This is a genomic window from Hyphomicrobium sp., from assembly GCF_047600905.1.
In the GTDB taxonomy this organism is placed as follows: Bacteria; Pseudomonadota; Alphaproteobacteria; order Rhizobiales; family Hyphomicrobiaceae; genus Hyphomicrobium_B.
Map to the genome: position 1 here is coordinate 2520744 of NZ_JASGKD010000001.1, position 17391 is coordinate 2538134.

Annotated in this window: 10 protein-coding genes; 5 read left to right on the forward strand and 5 right to left on the reverse strand. The window is 57.3% G+C overall.

Translation table 11 applies throughout. The features are described from left to right. Window positions 1-131 precede the first annotated feature (131 nt). From QM780_RS12120 to QM780_RS12140, 5 genes are all read right to left on the reverse strand, one after another. A complete protein-coding gene (locus QM780_RS12120; protein WP_415070718.1) occupies window positions 132-3506 on the reverse strand; it encodes an error-prone DNA polymerase in 3375 nt (1124 codons plus the stop codon). Next, window positions 3503-5047, reverse strand: a complete 1545-nt coding sequence (locus QM780_RS12125) for a Y-family DNA polymerase (RefSeq protein WP_415070719.1) — start codon at window positions 5045-5047, stop codon at window positions 3503-3505. The genes QM780_RS12120 and QM780_RS12125 overlap by 4 nt, the downstream gene beginning before the upstream one ends. Then, the gene (locus tag QM780_RS12130) at window positions 4974-5339 is read right to left on the reverse strand and encodes a hypothetical protein (protein ID WP_415072086.1); all 366 of its coding nucleotides are present in this window, start codon (window positions 5337-5339) and stop codon (window positions 4974-4976) included. The genes QM780_RS12125 and QM780_RS12130 overlap by 74 nt, the downstream gene beginning before the upstream one ends. Window positions 5340-6173: 834 nt before the next feature. Beyond that, entirely contained in the window at window positions 6174-7415 is a 1242-nt protein-coding gene (locus tag QM780_RS12135; protein ID WP_415070720.1) for an ATP-binding protein, read from the reverse strand. Next, window positions 7412-8143 carry a response regulator gene (locus tag QM780_RS12140; protein WP_415070721.1) on the reverse strand — a complete coding sequence of 244 codons (732 nt, stop codon included), beginning with the start codon at window positions 8141-8143 and terminating at the stop codon, window positions 7412-7414. The genes QM780_RS12135 and QM780_RS12140 overlap by 4 nt, the downstream gene beginning before the upstream one ends. Window positions 8144-8389: 246 nt before the next feature. On the opposite strand from QM780_RS12140, the gene QM780_RS12145 reads away from it, so the two are divergent. From QM780_RS12145 to QM780_RS12165, 5 genes are all read left to right on the forward strand, one after another. Next, window positions 8390-9808, forward strand: coding sequence for a TolC family outer membrane protein (locus tag QM780_RS12145; RefSeq protein ID WP_415070722.1), 1419 nt, complete (start codon window positions 8390-8392; stop codon window positions 9806-9808). 381 nt (window positions 9809-10189) lie between these two features. Further along, complete coding sequence (locus QM780_RS12150; RefSeq protein ID WP_415070723.1) at window positions 10190-11464, forward strand: efflux RND transporter periplasmic adaptor subunit; 1275 nt, start codon at window positions 10190-10192, stop codon at window positions 11462-11464. Between the two features lie 11 nt (window positions 11465-11475). After that, window positions 11476-14601 (forward strand): efflux RND transporter permease subunit, encoded by a 3126-nt coding sequence (locus tag QM780_RS12155; protein ID WP_415070724.1) that lies wholly within the window; start codon window positions 11476-11478, stop codon window positions 14599-14601. Window positions 14602-14647: 46 nt separating this feature from the next. Then, window positions 14648-16141 carry an efflux transporter outer membrane subunit gene (locus tag QM780_RS12160; RefSeq protein ID WP_415070725.1) on the forward strand — a complete coding sequence of 498 codons (1494 nt, stop codon included), beginning with the start codon at window positions 14648-14650 and terminating at the stop codon, window positions 16139-16141. Continuing rightward, entirely contained in the window at window positions 16080-17387 is a 1308-nt protein-coding gene (locus QM780_RS12165; protein WP_415070726.1) for an efflux RND transporter periplasmic adaptor subunit, read from the forward strand. The genes QM780_RS12160 and QM780_RS12165 overlap by 62 nt, the downstream gene beginning before the upstream one ends. The last annotated feature ends 4 nt before the right edge of the window (window positions 17388-17391 follow it).

Consider the following 17391-nt stretch of genomic DNA (forward strand, 5'->3'; position numbering starts at 1 on the left):
AAACAGCGATCTAGGCGCAAGTCGGCGCTGACTTCTGCTTTTGATCTAAGAATCGACGCATGTGATGCATGTGATGCATGTGATATAGAGCGATCGTCGGCCAAGAGCTAACTGCGGACATTAGTCCCGGATCAACGGAAATCACGGGACACAGGAAGGATGCGCACGTTGCGGGGGTGCCGTGTGCGGGGATGCTGCGGGTGCTGGAACCCGTCCGCACCTGTGAGCTCGATCGTCGAGGCATGACCGTCTGACAGAGCTAACAGCTCAGTACTCCGGTCGTACACTCTTGCGGCCATCAAGTGTGCAACGCCATTAGCACTGATTTGCATTCGGCCTTCGACCATCAGCAGGCGTGCGCTCATCACCTCACGACGAAACTTCTCGAATTGGCGTGCCCACAGTACGATATTGACAATGCCGGTCTCGTCCTCAATCGTGATGAAGATAGCATTGCCTTTGCCCGGACGCTGACGAACCAGAACGACGCCAGCCACGCGCACCCAAGTGCCGTCGGAACGTTGGTTGGCTTCAACGCATGTCTCAACTCCGTTGCAAACGAAGACACTGCGCAGGCAGCCCATCGGATGGCCTTTGAGTGACAGACGCGCCGTCTGATAATCGGCCGCAACATGCTCGCTCAGCGGCATATCCGGCAGATGTGACGGTGGCTCCTTCGCCAGTTCTCGCTCGCGTCCAGCAGCGAATAACGGCAACTCATCCGCATCAGGTAAACACCGCGCCGCCCACAGTGCATCGCGTCGATTGATGTCGACCGACTGGAAACAATCGGCGTCCGCAAGCACGCGAAGCGCCTTTTGTGGCAAGGCAGTGCGTAAGGCAAGGCAGTCAATATCGGCATAACCGTTCCCGCGCCGGTTGACTACAACCTCGCTCCATGCCTTCTGCATGCCGTCGAGCTGGCGGAATCCAAGTCTGAGGGCAGTGCGGCCGTCAGAGCCGACAACAAGTGTGTTGTCCCAGACGCTCGCGTTAACGTCGACGGGATGGACCTCGACGCCATGCTCGCGAGCATCCCGCACGATCTGGGCCGGCGCATAAAATCCCATTGGCTGGGCATTGAGCAGCGCACAGGCGAAGGCGGCCGGATAGCGACACTTGATGAATGACGACACATAGACGAGGCGAGCAAACGAGGCTGCATGACTTTCGGGAAAGCCGTACTCGCCAAAGCCTTTGATCTGATCGAAGCAGCGTTGCGCAAAGCTGCGCTCATAGCCGCGCTCGACCATTCGCTCGACCATTTTCGTCTCGAATATATGGATGGTCCCGACATTGCGGAATGTCGCCATGGCGCGACGAAGACCGTTCGCATCGGCATCGCTGAACTCGGCCGCGACCATGGCGAGGTGCATCGCCTGCTCCTGGAATAACGGTACTCCTTTAGTTCGCGACAGGATGGGTTTCAATTCGTCGGGATCATAAGGTGGTGCCGGCGAGGGAAACGTTATGGGCTCGATTCCTGAGCGTCGGCGCAAGTAAGGATGCACCATGTCACCCTGGATCGGCCCGGGCCGCACAATGGCGACTTGGATGACAAGATCGTAGAATTCTTTCGGCTGCAGTCGTGGAAGCATGTTGATCTGCGCCCGACTCTCGACCTGGAATACGCCGATGGAGTCGCCCTTCTGCAGCATGGCGTAAACATCACCCTGCTCTGGTGGCACGGTGGAAAGATCGTAATCGGCGCCTTCGTGCACGCGCATCAGATCGAGCGCCTTACGGATACAGGTAAGCATTCCAAGAGCCAGCACATCCACTTTCATCAGTCCGAGCGTATCGATATCGTCCTTGTCCCACTCTATGAAAGTGCGCTTCTCCATTGCCGCGTTGCCGATGGGGACGAGGGCATCAAGGCGTTCGCGCGCGAGAACAAAACCTCCGACATGCTGGGAGAGGTGACGAGGAAAGCCGAGAATACGGCTGGCGAGCATGACCGCGCGTCGGATTACGGGGTTTTGCGGGTCGAGCCCGGCTTGGCGCAGATGCGCGTCGGGGATCGAAGAGCCCCAGCTTCCCCATTGGGTGTCGGCGATGCGCCCAGTGATGTCCTCGGAAAGCCCGAGCACCTTGCCGACATCGCGAATAGCGCTGCGTGGACGGTAGCGGATGACGGTGGCGACGAGACCAGCTCGCTCCCGGCCATAGCGATCGTAAATGTATTGGATGACTTCCTCACGCCGCTCGTGCTCGAAGTCGACATCAATATCCGGCGGCTCACGCCGCTCGCTCGAAATAAAACGTGCGAACAGAAGATTGCTTCGCGCTGGATCGACCGAGGTGATGCCGAGCACATAGCAGACAGCGGAATTTGCCGCCGAGCCGCGCCCCTGACACAGGATGTCACGACGCCGAGCCTCTGACACGATGTCATGGATTGTGAGGAAATAGGGCGCATACTTTAGTGTATCGATGAGAGAGAGTTCATCGCGCAATTGCATCTCGACCTTTTCCGGAATGACTCCCGCATAGCGGACTTTGGCTTCTCGCCACGTCAGATGCTCGAGCCAGCCTTGCGGCGTCCATCCTTCAGGTACCGGCTCGTCCGGATATTCGTACTTGAGGTCGCCGAGCGAGAACGCCACCTGCCACAGTAAGTTCTGCGTCGCTGCCATCGCCTCGGGAACATCCCGAAACAGATTGTGCATTGTTGCAGGGGCTTTCAGATGTCGCTCGGCATTAGCTTCCAGGAGACGACCGGCGCTTTCGATCTTCAGTCCTTCACGGATGCATGTCAGCACGTCTTGGATCGGCCGTTGCTCCGGTGTGTCGTAGAGCACATCGTTGATCGCAATGAGCGGAACGCCACTCGTGACAGAGAGCCGGCTCAAAGCGGCGAGCCGGCGACGGTCATCGCTGCGAAAATGCCGGGCGATCGCGAGCCACACGCGATCACGAGCCGTCTCCCGCAGAGACGTGAGAAGCGTCGGCAGTCTCTCAAGCTCTCGCTCGGGTGGGATGACGATCAGCAAGAGGCCCGCCGCACTAGCGAGAAGATCGTTCAGGCAAAGCTTACAATCTCCTTTTTTCGCCTTGAGCTTGCCTTGGCTCAATAGCCGGCACAGTCGTTCCCAGCCTTGCTGATCTTGGGGATAAGCGACGACATCTGGCGTGCCATCGCAGAAGACGAGGCGAGCGCCGACTGCGAGGCGAAAGGCAGTCGCGCGTTGTTTGATGGCCTCGGACACCTCTGCCCATTCGACCTCTTTTTCGCTGACGATCCAGGTATGCTCGCCAGGTCCCGAGCCATCACGTACTTTCTGTGGGGCAGGCAAGCCATTCTGGCTCAAATCCCGGAGCGCACCGAAAGCCCGGACGACTCCTGCGACGGAGTTATGGTCGGCAATGCCGATCCCGGTGTGGCCAAGCATCAATGCACGAATGACGAGGTCTTCCGGCTGGGAGGCACCCCGCAGGAATGAAAAATTTGTAATGGTGACGAGTTCTGCGTAATCGGAAGCGAGGCGTTCTGGGGCACAAGTCATTGGAAGAGCCCATGCAGGAACCATTTTCCCGATGATGGTACCGTTGCCGTCGCGTCGGCTCTGAAAATCCAGAAGCGCTGCCCCTCTTTGCTCTCAACGCGAAAATAATCCCGCGTCCCGTAGTCGGACGGCGCCAGCCACCATTCGTCCGCGATCCGCTCCGGGCCATTTGCCATGCCGAGGTGATGCAGGACACGGCGCCAGCGCAGCCGGACCGGATCATCGTTGTCGTCGGTTTCAACTTCGATCGCTTGCGGCTGGCGGTAAAGCAGAATAGGCCGGGAGCAATTTGATCCCCAAGCGATCCAATCTTCGCATCTGGATTGAGAGAAAGAACCGCTCGCGGCCGACACGACCACTTGCGCACGCTCAGGAATGTGGTTGTCGCCGGGCAGCATCCGGGTGATGCTATGGGGACCGAACAAGGTAGAGAGGCGATCGGTAAACTGCGATATCTGATCGTCCTGTTCCACGTGTGCGTCGAGTGTTGTCTGACTCTCTATGTATTGCTCGGTTCGCAAGACCATGAGGCGGATGACGTCGAAGCCGAAACCGGGATCAAGCGGATCGACGAGTGCGCTCAACCGGTCGCGCAAGAGCCGCATGACGACTGTTGGATCGCGTGTCGGCAGACTGGTTTCGACGCAGATGCGGCACACCGTGCCATCGGCTCGCAGGAACTGCACCTCGAAGGCTCGCCCTCCCTCACCACGCGCGCACAATACATCGCCAGCTTCGGCGACCAACCGGACAAGTATGGTTTGTATCATGTCTTGACTGAGGACAGGTTCGACGCAGCGATGCTCCACCCGACATGGCGACACAGCCCTCACTGGAGAGATGCGTCGGTCTTCTTCGCCGAGCACGCGTGCGAGTTTGACAGTGAAAGCCGGAGTGAATCGGGCCGTAAATAAGACTGAAGGACGGTTGGCAACATCGGCAATTGTTTTGAGACCAGCCCGTTTCAAAGCGAGAGCATCTTCTGGTGCGCACTCGATAGCGGCGACGGAAAGGGTGCGCACCAACGCACTGTCGGTGGCGAAGCAGGGGCTGATGCGGGCGAAGCGGGCTAGTGCACGAGCCATGTCGGGGGTTGGTGCAACGGCCAGCCTCACTGAAGATGCTCCGGCAGCTTGCAAAACGGTTTGGAGGCGTTCGGCGAGCCCTGCTTCTCCTGCGAACAGATGCACGCATCCAGTGATATCGAGCGCTAGGCCGTCGGGCGTATCCAGAGCAACCGAGGGCGTGACGACCCCTGCAACATCGGCGAGATGTTCGAGGTAAGCGGCATCCACCGCCCGATTGGCAACAAGCGCACGAAGCTGGGGAACGCGCGCACGGGCATCCGCGAGTGTTAGATTAGGCAGCAGACCGCAAGATTGCGCACGGGCGTCGACAGCGCTCAGCCGCGAAGTCCCACCCGCTTTCTCAACAAACACGATAGGACGATCGTCGTCGCTCCCAGTCTCATGCCGCCAACGATCCGCTGCCAGAAAGGGCAGCCATAGACATAGATAGCGCCTCGAAACATCGCTGGTCATGATTCCACCTCACGAAGCCGCGTTTTCCGGCCTGCCCGGTTGGGTGCTTGAGCACCGTTACATCAAAAACAAGTCGCTCGACTGCATCGGGGGGCGCCGTTTGCGCCGCTGCGCGCGGCATCCAGCGAACCTGAGCGGCATTGGCCATAGAGATGCCAGCCAGTTGGATCAGAACGATGGGAACACCGGATTTTTCTGCCGCGAGCTTCAGACGGCGGCTGGCCGTCAGGTCTAAAGGCCGGATGGTTTCGAGCAGAACGGCCCCGAGCGCTTGGCAGCGTGCGCCCTCCAATGTTGCGCGCAGAGCCTCCGTGTGCGTACGCATCCGGGCCAGGATGAGCCTGTCAGGAGCAATTCCGAGACATGCTAGCCCTGGACCATAAGGCTCACCCGCTTCGATCTCGGCGGCAGCTTCTCGTACCCAGAGCAGATCCGCATGGTGGCGTAGGGCGTGCGCGAGCGAAAGCGATGCGAGAGCCAACCCGAAGCCTATCGCAGAGCCAGGGTGCCCGCGCCACGCAACGACCTCACGCAAGACGACGGCTGGAGAAGGATTTATGAGGGTTGATAGCAATGGCATACCGACTTGAATTTTTTGTTCTCTTTTTGTTCTACGACGGGTTCGCTACTTTGTCCAGCCGTCAACAGGCGCGTTAGCTCAAGGGCGGCGCTCGCCGGGCTTGCGAACCCGGATCCAACGGGGCCGGCTAAGAAGAAGAGTGATCAGAGGAGCACTTTACGTCGAAGCTCTGCGCCGCAGTTAACGCCCGCTCTCGGCGAAGGAGCCCGTTGGAGATCCACAAGATGGCCCCACGCTCGGAAGCATCACGCACGCAACCGAGAGATTGTTGAAAAAATTTCGATAATAAACGTGCGCACTTTTATCCTATACGGCGCGCCATGCGGCCTGAGGGCCACTGCTTAGCATCTGTCAAATCGTGCTGGGGGCGAAAGTCGGCCGTTCTATCAATGGCCGCTGGCCAGCCCGTGTTGATTCAATACGCATGTCGAGGAAACTTGGCGCGATGGTCGCGGCATCTCCGGCGGCTCGATCGCCGGCGACCTTCTCCACTGTCCGCTAGGTTGGACAGCGGACACCGCGGCTCTCGCGTAATCTTTGCCCGAGCTACTCCCCGATGATCGGCAGCTCGACGCGCTGTATAAGGCCCTTAGATTGACTGTTTTCGACGATCAATCGTCCGCGGGCGCGAGAAATAATTTCATGGGCGATGGTCAATCCTAGGCCCGACCCGGGAATGCTTTTGCGGCGCGCAGGATCCACTCGGAAAAACGGCTCGAAGATATTGTCCATGAGATGAGCCGGGATGCCTGGCCCCTCGTCCTCGATCAAGACATGCGCCGTTCGCGATGCCATTTGCATTCTTATGCGAGCACAGAGGCCATGTGTTGCGGCGTTGATGGTTAGATTGCGAAGCGCGCGCCTCAGTGCCAAGCGGTTGGCGGAAACCAAAGCCGGTTCGCTCGATTGAAGTGTGATATCGTGTCCCTGGTCTTGGAGTTCGCCGACAATTTCCTCAATGAGGGTGTCGAGACGGACGTCCTCAGGCATTTTCTTACCCGTTTCTTCTCGGACGAGTTCAATCGCGCTGTCCGCAATGCCCTCGAGTTCCTCGATATCCTTGAGCCACATTGCGCGATCTTCGTCGTCGGCGACAAACTCCGCCCTCAGCCGCATGCGGGTGATCGGTGTGCGGAGATCGTGACCGGCGGCAGCCACGACTCGCATGCGGCTTTCAATTGCTGCTTTGAGGCGCAGTGAAAGCGAGTTCAGCGCTTTTGATGCAGCTTTTACCTCGGCCGGTCCTTCGACTGGTAACTCCGGCAAAACGTCGTCCGATCCGACCGCCTCTACCACTTGCTCCAGGAGCACTAGAGGCCGAACCATCCGATTTGCTACGAAAACTGCAATGGCCGTTGCTCCAAATGTAATGAGCGCAAGCCAAGTGAGCATAACACCCCATATTCCGCTTCGTGGTGGAAGGTCGGAAATGGGCATCAAGAACCACTGCCCGGTTGCTAACGGAATCGAGACGACATCCGGGGAATCCGAATTGAGCCTGGACACTGAAGCAGCGAGGTCAGAGCCGCGCTTTCGAAGCTCCTCACGCAGCCAGTCGGTCTTTTCCGTGGATGTTTTTCCCCCTGCCGGCGCAGAAGCCAACGCAACGGCGTTCGGTGCTTCCTTGGCCGCCTTTTCGAGCATCAATACCTGCTCCGCGATGGGGCCCATTGTTTGGTGTGTCCCCGGCGGTCGTAGCAGGAAAAGCAAAACGCCCGTAAGCGCGCCGACTACGAGCACGATCGCAACGACAAGGAGAAGCGCAATTTTCGTTCGCAGCCTGTTCATGAGCCAGTATCACTCACCTCAACTTTAGCGGCGAACTGGTATCCGCCGTTTCGGACTGCCTTGAACAAATTCGGCGCCCCGGCATCACCGAGTTTGCGGCGAAGGCGGCTTACAAGCACGTCAATTGAGCGATCAAGAATTTCACCGCCGTTCCCACGCGTCAGGTCAAGAAGTTGATCGCGAGACAAAAGGCGACCTGGGCGATCCAGGAACGTCTGCAGGAGGTCGAACTCCGCACCTGTCACTTCGATTTTGGTGCCATCGGGCGCTAAGACGTTTCGGAGTTGTGGATCGACCGAAAAGCCGTCGAAGTGATAAGTTCTATTCGCACGGTTCTGTGCGATCGGCTCCGATCGGCGGCGCAGGACCGCACGAATTCGCGCGACAAGCTCGCGCGGATTGAATGGCTTGCCGAGATAATCATCGGCGCCGATCTCAAGCCCGATAATGCGATCGACGTCTTCCTTCAGTGCCGTCAGCAAGATGATGGGTATTGTGGATCCCGTTGCTCTGAGATCCCGGCAGATGTCCAATCCGGAGCCGTCGGGCAGCATCAAATCGAGAACGACAAGATCAACGTGCTCGAGCGAGAGCTTCTGCTCGAGTTCACGTTGATTGGACGCCAGCGGGACTTCGAACCCTTGATCCTTCAGATATCGCGCCAAAAGGATGCGGATTTGCGGATCGTCATCGACGACGAGAATGCGGGTCGTTTGCGGCATCACCATTGCGGTCTCTTCTTCGAACCCCGATTTAGCGATACGCGCGGCTGTTGCGAAGCGCAAATTGCAGCAGATCCCGCTTTGCGTAAGAGGCTAAAGCAGATCGCGACGAAATGAACGATCTGGCATTTGTGCATAAAAACATTCAGCAATACTTCGAAACACCTCGAAACGCCCCTTCTGCTACATTGATCACGAAAATCACAGGGGGCCGCGCGGGCTGTTGCAAGCCTCTTATCGCGCGGGGCGAGAATGACGCTTGTTCGGCGCCAATATTTGGCTTTCGCGGCACTGGTAGCAACATTTTCTGTTTCGACAGAAGTTAGGGCCGAAACACTTCTTGAGGCTTTGAAGGCGGCTTATCAGTACAATCCGAGCCTGGAAGTCGTCCGCGCCCAGCAGAGAGCAAAGGACGAAGATATAGCGATAGCCAATGCGGGGTATCGTCCAGACGTATCGTTCTCTGCCAATGTGGGTAGGCTCGGTTCGAAAGTCGTCACACCGACGGCAACGGGCCGATCTACTACTTCGCCGCGGGGGTATTCGGTTGATGTAACTCAGCCGGTATTCACGGGATTTCAGACGAGAAACGCCGTCAACGTTGCTGAGGCGAATGACCGCGCCGGGCGCGAAACGTTGCGCAGCACAGAACAGCAAGTTCTCCTCGATGCGGTCACAGCCTATGGCGATGTCACCCGCGACCAGAATCTTGTGACGCTCAATGAAAATAATCTCAAATTTCTTGATGCTGAACTCAGAGCCCAGCGAGACCGAGCTGCGGTCGGCGAGGTTACAAAGACCGACGTAGCGCAATCCGAAGCGCGCCGAGCGCTTGGACAAGCCGATCTCGATCTTGCGCGTGCGAATTTGAAGTCAAGCAGAGCTGTGTTCCAGCAAGTGATCGGGCATTTTCCCTCGCACCTCGTGGAAGCCGATCCAAATAACAGGATTATTCCTCGGTCTTTGCGAGATGCCGTAGCGATAGGGAGCAAAGAAAATCCTGGCGTCGTTCAGGCCCTTTATGCTGAGCAGGCGGCCCGCTTCACTGTCGATCAAACGCGCGGGCAACTGTTGCCGCAGGCGCAGGTCGAAGCAAGCTTCACTGACAATTTCGACGCCACGGACAGCACGGATCCCGAAGAAATTTACGACGAGGAAAAGTCTGCTTCAGTCGTCGGCAGCGCAACTGTTCCCCTTTATGCCAACGGCGGCAAAGTTTTTGCTGATATTCGCCAGGCGAAGCATAATCACGTTGCCGCGCTGCAGAAAGTTGAAATTGCCCGCGCATCCGTGAAGTCTGAGGTGGTGCAAGCATGGTCGAACCTGCAAAGCTATCGTGCGCAGGCCAAATCCGATAAGGCATCTATATCCGCGAATACCACAGCATTAAATGGAGTTCGCGAGGAGGAGCGTGTGGGGCAGAGGACGGTTCTCGACGTTCTCAACGCGCAACAGGAATTGCTGCAGTCGCAAGTGTCTTTGGAAACGACGAAGCGAGATATTCTCATCGCGTCATACACGCTCATATCCAACATCGGCCGCCTTAGCGTCTCCAGGCTTGGTGTTGCGACCGTCGTATACAATCCCGAAGTTCACTATCAGGAGGTGCGAACGCAAGCGTGGGGCACCGATATCACGCACGATGACTCGCGCAGTCTTCCGACAAAATGACGACCGCGAATTATAGATCCGAGAAAGGTGCGGTAAAGGAACTTTGGCCTACTTCAGGCCACGTGATATCTGTGCGGATAGTTGAGCTGTTGGTCGCTCACATTTCTCTTTCTTCGCATCGCGCTAGTCACAAGTCCCCGGAGTCCCCGGCCGCGCAAATTGTAGCAGGTCGCCGTTTCTGCGAGCGGCAGCAATGTTGAGATACAAAAAACCTATCCGCAGAAATGTTCAGACACATAACGTCCGCATGGCGCAATACGACCGGACTACAGCTCTCGCTATGGGGAAGGCAACGCGCAGATCGTGATTCGCGTCTGTCGCGCTTATGCGTGCGGGAGTCCCGATTTTTGTTCCAGGACATCCGTCGGAAGGGGTTCAATCGTGGGGGTGACATCGGATGAGGCAAGCAGACAGGAACGGTTGTTCATCACCGTGTTCGGCGCATTCCTTTTGCTGAGTCTCTCGGCCTGCAATTCGAACACGAAGAGCGTAAGCGATAATGCCGTCTTGCCGCGTAGCGAAGTGAGCGTCGTTACGCTTCATCCCCAATCGGTCGCAATCACTGCCGAATTACCCGGACGCACCACTGCGTCGCTGACGGCCGAAGTACGCCCGCAAGTTGGTGGCCTCATCGAAAAAAGACTTTTTCGAGAAGGAAGCGAGGTCAAAGCCGGAGACGTTCTCTATCAGATCGAGCCGGCTAGCTATCAAGCCTCCTACGATAGCGCGCTCGCCGCTCTTCAGAAGGCCGAAGCGACCGTCCCGAGCGCCCAATCCAAGGTCGATCGCTATAGGGGTCTAGTAACGCAAAATGCTGTCAGTCAGCAGGATCTGGATGATTCGGTGGCGACTCTTGCTGAGGCAAAAGCCGACGTCGCCGCCGCCAAGGCGAGCGTGGAAACGGCAAAAATCAACCTCGACTACACGAAGATTACTGCTCCGATATCTGGACGGATCGACAAATCGTCGTTGACGCCGGGAGCTTTGGTTACGGCGAGCCAGACCACGTTGCTCACGACGATCCGTACAATCGATCCGATCAACGTCGATGTCACTCAGTCCGCCACAAATCTCATCAATCTTAGCCAAGCCATTAAGGCGGGACGAATCCGGGTTTCCGGCAAGGATGTCCAGGTAAGGCTGAAGCTGGATAACGGAACGCTCTACCAATATTCCGGCACGCTGGAGTTTTCCGAATCCTACGTCAATGAGACGACGGGTACGTTTACTGTACGCGCCGTGTTCCCCAATCCGGAACGCCTCTTACTGCCGGGAATGTATGTGCGGGCAATCGTTGAAGAGGGGATCGCCGAGAATAGCTTTCTTGTCCCGCAGCGGGCGGTAACCCGCGATGTGAAGGGCGAGCCCGTTGCGATGTTCGTCGGCCAGGACGGCAAAGTCGAACAGCGTGTGCTCACGATTGGACGCAATGTCGGCAACAACTGGCTTGTCGAAACGGGCGTGAAAAACGGTGACAAGGTCATCGTCGAAGGAATTCAGCTCGTGCGAGCAGGTCAAGACGTAACACCTGTCGAAGTCACGATTGACGACACTTCGGGCGAAGTGCGCGAACGCCAGCAAGGCTCCCTGGAAGCAGGAACCCGCACGAATTTTGCGCTTGGGCAGGTCGGTCATAATACGACGCAGCGAGATTAGTCGGGGCCGTAATGTCTGCTTTCTTCATTAATCGGCCGATTTTCGCGTGGGTCATTGCCATCGTCATCATGCTCGGTGGCCTGCTTGCCTTGAACTCGCTGCCGATCTCGCAGTATCCCCAAATCGCGCCGCCGACCGTACGCATCAGTGCGACCTATGCGGGTGCCGATGCGCAAACGGTCGAGAATTCGGTGACGAAAGTCATCGAACAGGGCATGACCGGCATCGATAATCTCGACTACATGACCGCAACTTCGACGTCGACTGGGGCTGCGCAAATCACGCTGACGTTCACGAACGCGGCCGATCCAGATGTCGCTCAAATGCAGGTGCAAAATAAGCTTCAACTCGTGCAGGCGCAGCTGCCCAGCGTCGTCCAGAGCAACGGAATAACCGTTACGAAATCTTCGACCGGATTTCTCATGGTCGTCGGGTTCGTCTCGAAAGACGGCAAGCTTAGCTCCGAAGAGCTATCTGATTATGTCGACAGCTCGCTGAACGACACGCTGCGTCGCGTAGAAGGTGTTGGCGAAACGCAGCTTTTCGGCTCGGCGTTCGCGATGCGCATTTGGCTCGATCCTGACAAGCTAGCAAAATACAAGCTCATGCCCGGCGATGTCGCGGCCGCAATCGAAGCCCAAAATACCCAGGTTGCCGCGGGACAGCTCGGAGGGCTTCCGGCACGCAAAGGCCAGCAACTCAATGCAACGGTGACGGCCCGCAGCCGATTGGAAACGGCGGAACAGTTCCGCAATATCATCTTGAGCAGCGCCACCGACGGATCGCTCGTGCGCCTGAACGACGTCGCAACAGTTGCGCTCGGCGCTGAGGACTATACGACGTCGTCGCGTTATAACGGTATGTCGGCAACGGGCCTCGGAATCAGCCTGGCAACGGGTGCGAACGCGATAAGCACCGCGGAAGCCGTTAAAAAAGCGATCTCTAAACTTGCACCAACCTTTCCGCCTGGCGTGGATGTCGTCTACCCCTACGACACGACTCCGTTCGTAAAGCTCTCAATCGAAGACGTCGTAAAGACCTTGCTCGAGGCGATCGTTCTGGTCTTCGTCGTGATGCTGGTGTTTCTGCAAAATTTACGCGCCACTTTCATTCCGACCGTCGCCGTTCCCGTCGTTCTCCTCGGAACGTTCGCCGTCCTTGCGGCCTTCGGATACTCGATCAACACCCTCACCATGTTCGCCATGGTTCTGGCGATCGGCCTTCTCGTCGATGATGCCATTGTCGTCGTCGAGAATGTCGAGCGTGTCATGCGCGAAGAAGGACTCTCGCCTGCGGATGCGACGCGCAAATCCATGAGCGAAATCACCGGAGCTCTCGTCGGCATCGCGACGGTTCTGTCGGCCGTCTTTCTACCGATGGCGTTCTTCGGCGGATCCGTAGGCGTGATTTATCGGCAGTTCTCGGTCACGATCGTTTCCGCAATGGTCCTATCTGTTCTCGTCGCGCTTATTCTGACGCCGGCGCTCTGCGCAACCATTTTGCGTCCTCATCGCGAGCCCAATAGATTTGCTTCCTGGTTCAACCGGACGTTCGATTTCGGCGCGGAAGCCTATCAAAGTGGTGTCGGCGGAATTATTTCACGGCCGTTGCGGTTTCTCATGATTTTCGCTGCGATCGCCGTCGCGATGGGACGGATGTTCGTAAAGCTCCCATCGTCATTTTTGCCGGAAGAAGACCAAGGCATTATCATCACGAGCGTCCAGCTGCCCGTCGGCGCGACTCAGGATCGAACCCTGCGCGTTCTCTCACAAGTTACAGACCACTATCTGACGAACGAGAAAGATGCGGTCGATGGCGTCATGACGGTCGCGGGCTTTGGCTTCGGCGGGCAGGGCCAGAACGTCGGCATGGCGTTCGTCAGCCTGAAGGATTTCGCTCTGCGCAAGTCACCAACGCTCACCGCGAATGCCGTAGCGGGCCGAGCCGTGATGGCATTCTCCAAAATCAGAGATGCCCAAATCTTTGCCTTGAACCCTCCGGCGATCCAGGGGATGGGAAACAACAGCGGCTTCGATCTCTATGTGCGCGATGTAACCGGCGACGGGCACGAGAAGTTGATGGCCGTGAGAAATAAGCTCATTGCACTTGCCTCCCGCAGTTCGCTGCTCTCGGGAACCCGCCCCAACGGTCAAGAGGATACGCCCCAGCTCTCCGTAGACGTCGATGAAGACAAGGCGAGCGCACTAGGGCTCGGTATCGGCGATATCAACACGACGATAGCAACGGCCTGGGGCAGCAGCTATGTGAACGACTTCATCGATCGAGGGCGAGTTAAATCGGTCTATCTGCAGTCCGCGCCTGATTTTAGAATGCAGCCAGAGGACCTCGACCGGTGGTATCTGCGCAATTCGTCGAGCAGCATGGTGCCGTTTTCGGCGATAGCTTCGAGCCATTGGACTTTCGGTTCGCCACGGCTGGAGCGCTATAATGGTGCATCTGCCGTGGAGATCCAGGGATTGCCGGCGCCAGGAGTGAGTTCCGGCGACGCGATGGATGAAATCGACAAGCTGACGAGCCAACTACCCGGTGGCTACGATCACGAATGGACAGGCATCTCCTATCAGGAGCGACTTTCGGGAAGCCAAGCCACTTCTCTCTACGCGATTTCGATTTTGGTTGTCTTCCTCTGCCTTGCAGCTCTCTATGAGAGCTGGTCCATTCCTTTTGCCGTGATGCTGTCGGTTCCCATCGGAATCTTCGGGGCACTTCTGGCAGCACTGCTCTTCAATCAAACGAACGACGTCTATTTCAAGGTCGGATTGCTGACGACAATTGGCCTTGCAGCCAAGAACGCGATTCTAATCGTGGAATTCGCTATCGAGAACCAGGCCCACGGTATGGGGCTTATCGAAGCGACAAGAATGGCTGCAAAGCAGCGTCTTCGTCCAATCCTCATGACGTCCTTCGCGTTCATTCTTGGCGTTGCGCCTCTGGCGATTGCATCAGGCGCAGGATCTGGTGCGCAGAATGCCATCGGCGTCGGTGTTATGGGCGGGATGATTGCGGCGACCGGGATTGGAATCTTCTTCGTTCCACTGCTGTTCGTCCTCGTTCGTCGCATTTTTGGGCGAAAGGAAACGACGGATCCGGTGAAGGAGAGCTTCGGCCGTGCGTGAAGCGTTGGGGAACGCCGTCGAGATGGCTGCAAGATCGGGGGATCTTATGACGAATAGCTTCATCGTGCGTTCAAGGCGACGTATGCGCCTACGCGCGGTCCTGCTCGTGTTGCCCAGCGTTCTTGCCGGCTGTGCGGTTGGCCCCGACTACGCAACGCCACTGCTGCTGTTGCCTTCCCAATGGGGGAGTGCCAAGCAGGCGCAGCATAAGGCGCCGCGCCTCAACAATTGGTGGTACGGGTTGCACGACGCGACGTTGAACGACCTTATGGAGCAGGCGGTTGCCGGCAATCTCGATGTCGCGACAGCAAAAGCGAACATCCGCGAAGCGCGTGCCACCATGCGTCAGGCGCGCGGAACTCTCTTTCCGGTCATTGATGGTGTCTCGTCTTCAACATGGAGCGAAGCGTCATCGGACGGATCGACATCTGGCGTTTCGACTTTCAGCCGGCAATTCCAGAAAGGTTTCGATTTAAGCTGGGAGCTCGATATTTTCGGCGCCAACCGCCGCGGGCTAGAGGCCGCCGTTTACGGCACCGAGGCGGCAAACGAAGAGCTGCGTGCCACGTTGTTGACGCTTGTCGGTGACGTGGCCTCCTACTACGTCGATGTGCGTGGCTACCAGGAAAGAATCGCACTTGCGAAGCGCACGGCTGCATCACAACGATCTACCGCGGCATTGACGCGGGCCAAGTTCCAAGCCGGGACGTCTTCGGCGGTCGACCTTGCAAATGCGGAAGGACTGGCCGCGGGCACCGAGGCCAATATTCCTGAGCTGCAAGCTAGCCTCGCAGAATCGATACACAGGTTGTCAGTCCTGACAGGACAGCCGCCATCGGCTCTGCTCCCGCGCCTGGAGAAAACTGCGCCCGTTCCAAGTACCCGCATGAACGTTCCAGTCGGGATTCCGGCGGACGTGCTGCTCAATCGCCCTGACGTGCGTCTCGCGGAGCGCCAGCTTGCACAGTACACCGCTAAAATCGGGCAAGCCGAGGCGGCTCGTTATCCAAGCGTGAGCCTAACCGGAGACATCTCAACCTCGGCGACGCATTTCGGAGATCTCTTCAAGAGCTCGACGATCAGCTGGACGTTCGGCCCTTCCGTGACCGTCCCGATTTTCCATGGCGGGCAACTTAAAGCAGCCGTCGAAATCGCAGAGGCCGAGCGAGACACATATTTCATTGCCTATCGATCATCCGTCTTGACGGCTCTTGAGGACGTCGAGAATTCGCTCGTTGGGCTCTCTCAAGAGCGGATTCGCAATCGAAAGCTGAAGGAATCGGCGAAATCGTATCGGCAGGCCGCTACCCTATCGCGCGCACTCTATCAATCTGGATCGACAAGCTTCCTCGATGTCCTCGACGCTGAGCGGTCGCTTTATTCGGCCGAGGATACGTTGATAGAGAGCAACGTATCGATCGTGAAAGATTATATTTCACTGAACAAAGCGCTCGGTGGCGGTTGGGACCGCCCTGTCGATGCTTCGCGGCCGGAAATCACCGACAAAAACACGGGGCCTCACTTTGCGTATCGATCGTGATTTCACAGTTGCGACACCGACAGAACGTGGGCACCGCTTCTTTTGGGCATTGGGGTTCGTGGTGATCGCTGCCACCGCGATCTTTTGGGGTATGAGATATTCCTCGACCAGCCAATCACCGAGCGTCATGACTGCGGTGGTTGCCCGAGGAAACGTCGAGGAGACGGTACTCGCAACCGGAACGCTAAAGCCCGTTAAACTCGTCGCGGTCGGCGCGCAGGCTTCGGGCCGGATCACGACTATCAAGGTTGTTCTGGGCCAAACGATAAAAAAAGGCAGCCTTATTGCCGAAATCGACTCGATGACGCAGGCGAACGCGCTTCGAACGGCTGAAGCCAGCCTCGAAAACATTCGGGCGCAGCGAAGGGAGAAACAGGCGACACTCACCTACGCCAAGTCTTCTCTCGCGCGACAAGTAAAAACTCTAGCGCAGAGTGCATCCTCCCAAGCCGACTACGATTCCGCGGTAGCCACGCTCGATACGACAAGTGCACAGATTGCAGCGCTCGATGCACAAATTACCGAAGCCGAGGTCGCGATCGAAACAGCCCGTGTCAATCTCGGATATACCAGGATTACCGCACCGATTGATGGAACCGTTTTGTCGATCGTGTCTCAGGAAGGCCAGACGGTAAACGCAACGCAATCGGCTCCGACAATCGTCATCCTTGGTCAGCTCGACGTGATGACGGTCCGAACCGAGATTTCGGAAGCGGATATTGTCAAGGTCGAGCCGGGACAATCCCTTTATTTTACGATACTCGGCGATCCCGACCGTCGATACGATAGTAAGCTTCAATCCATCGAACCGGCACCGGAATCGATCACCAGCGATTCAAGCTTCAGCTCGTCGGGATCATCGAATTCTTCAAGCTCATCCTCTTCGAGCTCTTCGTCGTCGGCGATCTACTACAATGGCGTTTTCGATGTCCCGAATCCCGACGGCCGTCTCAGAACTTATATGACGGCGGAAGTTCACATCATTCTCGGGCAGGCTAAGGATGTTTTAACCGTGCCATCCTCAGCGCTGACAAAAGCATCCGATGGAACTTACTCAGTCGGCGTCATCGACGATAGCGGCCGCATTTCGAGACGCGATGTCGAAGTGGGTCTCAACGACAAGGTCATTGCCGAAATCAAATCCGGTTTGAAACTTGGCGAACGCGTCGTCACGGGTGAGCTTTCCGCCGAGGCGGCTTCGACCTCGAATTCTAGGTCGGGACCACCGCCGCCGATGGGCTTTTAGGATC

Coding starts and splice junctions, on each gene's coding strand:
- QM780_RS12120 (WP_415070718.1), bottom strand. CDS start 3,506: ATGACTTGTGCCCCAGAACGCCTCGCTTCCGATTACGCAGAACTCGTC.
- QM780_RS12125 (WP_415070719.1), bottom strand. CDS start 5,047: ATGACCAGCGATGTTTCGAGGCGCTATCTATGTCTATGGCTGCCCTTT.
- QM780_RS12135 (WP_415070720.1), bottom strand. CDS start 7,415: ATGAACAGGCTGCGAACGAAAATTGCGCTTCTCCTTGTCGTTGCGATC.
- QM780_RS12140 (WP_415070721.1), bottom strand. CDS start 8,143: ATGGTGATGCCGCAAACGACCCGCATTCTCGTCGTCGATGACGATCCG.
- QM780_RS12145 (WP_415070722.1), top strand. CDS start 8,390: ATGACGCTTGTTCGGCGCCAATATTTGGCTTTCGCGGCACTGGTAGCA.
- QM780_RS12155 (WP_415070724.1), top strand. CDS start 11,476: ATGTCTGCTTTCTTCATTAATCGGCCGATTTTCGCGTGGGTCATTGCC.
- QM780_RS12160 (WP_415070725.1), top strand. CDS start 14,648: ATGACGAATAGCTTCATCGTGCGTTCAAGGCGACGTATGCGCCTACGC.
- QM780_RS12165 (WP_415070726.1), top strand. CDS start 16,080: ATGCTTCGCGGCCGGAAATCACCGACAAAAACACGGGGCCTCACTTTG.